This is a genomic window from Streptomyces sp. NPDC059853, from assembly GCF_042731495.1.
Lineage (GTDB): Bacteria > Actinomycetota > Actinomycetes > Streptomycetales > Streptomycetaceae > Streptomyces.
The window spans coordinates 1-2279 of the sequence record NZ_JBHWJL010000497.1; the positions used below are offsets into that span (position 1 = coordinate 1).

Annotated in this window: 2 protein-coding genes; one reads left to right on the forward strand and one right to left on the reverse strand. The window is 70.0% G+C overall.

The genetic code is table 11. From position 1 onward, the window contains the following. Positions 1-192: 192 nt before the first annotated feature. Entirely contained in the window at positions 193-1689 is a 1497-nt protein-coding gene (locus ACFV5N_RS27240; protein WP_385605029.1) for an MFS transporter, read from the reverse strand. A gap of 172 nt (positions 1690-1861) precedes the next feature. Here ACFV5N_RS27240 and ACFV5N_RS27245 point away from each other — a divergent pair. After that, positions 1862-2279 (forward strand): MarR family winged helix-turn-helix transcriptional regulator (locus tag ACFV5N_RS27245; RefSeq protein ID WP_385605032.1); only part of this gene is annotated, 418 nt, incomplete at its 3' end.

Consider the following 2279-nt stretch of genomic DNA (forward strand, 5'->3'; position numbering starts at 1 on the left):
GGTCGGCGTCGCCCTGGACGACGCTCAGCTCGGCACCGGCGGCGTTGGCGATGATCCAGATCAGGGCGGCGGCGACCCCGGCGGCGGCCACGCCGATCGCTCGCGGCTGCCAGGGACCTGGGCGGTTGGCCGCCGGGGCGTGGGTGGCCGGGGAGGGCTGGGCTTTGGCGGTCATGTGGTCTCTCCTTGACGTCAGCGGTGGGCTGCGGGTCGGTTGCCGGCGGCGGCGTGCTCTTCCTCGCCGGTGGGGGGCGGTCCGGGGGGACCGGCGGGCGGCGCGGGCTGGGGCCGCAGGACGAGGACCGCGACGGCGAGGCCGAGCACGATCACACCGGCGGCGATCAGGAACGCCAGCTGGAAGCCTTCGTTGAGGGCGTTGACCGGTTCTCCGCCGTCCGCGATGAGCGCGTTGGTGTGGGCGGTGGCGATGGCGGCCAGGGCGGCGATGCCGAGGGTGTCGCCGATCATCCCGGAGGTGCCCGCGACACCGGAGGCCAGTCCGACCTCGTCGGGCGACCGCACCGACATGCTGATCATCATCACGGCGGGCATCACGAGACCGCCGCCCATGCCGACCAGCAGGGCCACCGGCAGGAAGTCCACGACGTACACCGGGTCGACGGGCATCCGGGCGGCCAGCCCCAGGCCGCCCGCGACCAGCAGCAGACCGGTGATGAGGACGGTGCGCGGCCCGTGGCGCATGCTGAACCGGGCGAAGAGCGCCAGGGAGCAGATGGCCGAGACGACGGCCAGCGGCAGGAAGGCGAACGCGGTGGACAGCGCCGAGTGGCCGACGACCTGCTGGAGGTAGAGGGCGATGAGGATGTTGAACGGCACGGTGCTCGCGGTGAACAGCAGATGGACGAGGTTGCCGCCGGCGAGGTTGCGGTTGCGGAAGACGCCGAGCCGCACCAGCGGGACGGCCGCGGTGGCCTCGCGGATCAGGAAGCCGATGAGCAGGGCGAGGGCGGTGCCGCCGAAGCCGAGCGTGTGGCCGGAGGTCCAGCCGTAGTCGGGGACGGTGGTGATGGTGTAGACGCCCAGCAGCAGCGCGCAGGTGACCAGGGCGGCGCCGATGACGTCGGCACCCGCGCCGAGGCCGGGGCCGCGGTCCTCGGGGACCAGCCTGGCCGCGAGGTAGAGGGCGACCACGCCGATCGGGACGTTGACGTAGAACACCCAGTGCCAGCTGATGCCGTGGGAGAGGACGCCGCCCGCGATGATGCCGAACGAGGCCCCGGCGGCCTGGGCGAAGCCGGAGGCCCCCATGGCCATGCCGCGCTCGCGGGGGTCGGTGAACAGCGTCACGATGATGCCCATCACGACGGCGAAGGCCATCCCGGCGCCGGTGCCCTGGATGAAGCGCATCGCGATGAGCACTTCCTGGTTCCAGGCGAGCCCGGCGAAGGCCGAGGCGCCGGTGAAGGTGGTCAGCCCGATGAGGAACATCCGCTTGCGGCCGACGAGATCGCCCAGCCGTCCGGAGAGCAGCAGGACGCCGCCGAAGCCGAGGGTGTAGGCGTTGGTGACCCAGGCGAGCCGGGCCTGATCGATGCCCAGGTCGTCCTGGATGGAGCGCAGGGCCACCGTCACGATGCTGATGTCCACGACGATCATCAGCTGCATCGAGCAGAGCACCGCGAACGCGACCCATCTCGTGCGATCGGTCGTGGGGACGGGCTCGGACATGGGAAACGCCTCCTGGTTTCTCCGCAACAGACAGGACCGTACCATACAGTCCCGATCCACATCATCTACTTCAGAACTATTTCTTCTTCAGTTGCCTGGGCAGGTTGATCGCTTCCGCAATCGTTTCGCTACCGAACTTTCTCGTTGCGGCAGATCCGGTTACGCTGGACGGATGAGCGACACGGCACCGGCCATCACACCCCCCGACGTCGACCTGATGTTCCTGCTGTCCTGGAGCAATCACGCCCTGTCCTCCGAGATGGCGGCGAACCTGGCCGACCTCGGGATCTCCCCCCGCGCCCACTGCGTCCTCTACAAGGCACGCCACGGCGAACTGACGCAAACGCAAATCGCCGAATCCATCGGCCTCGACAAGACCACGATGGTGGTGCTCACCGACCGCCTGGAGAAGGACGGACTCGCCGAGCGCACCCCCAGCCCCAGCGACCGCCGGGTCAAGATCCTCACCCTGACGGACAAGGGCCGCCGGCTGGTGCGCCGCTCCCAGGAGATCGTGGACCGCACCCATCGCGACGTCCTGGACTCGCTGCCCGCCGAACTGCGCGCCCCGTTCGTGGAGGCGCTCACCC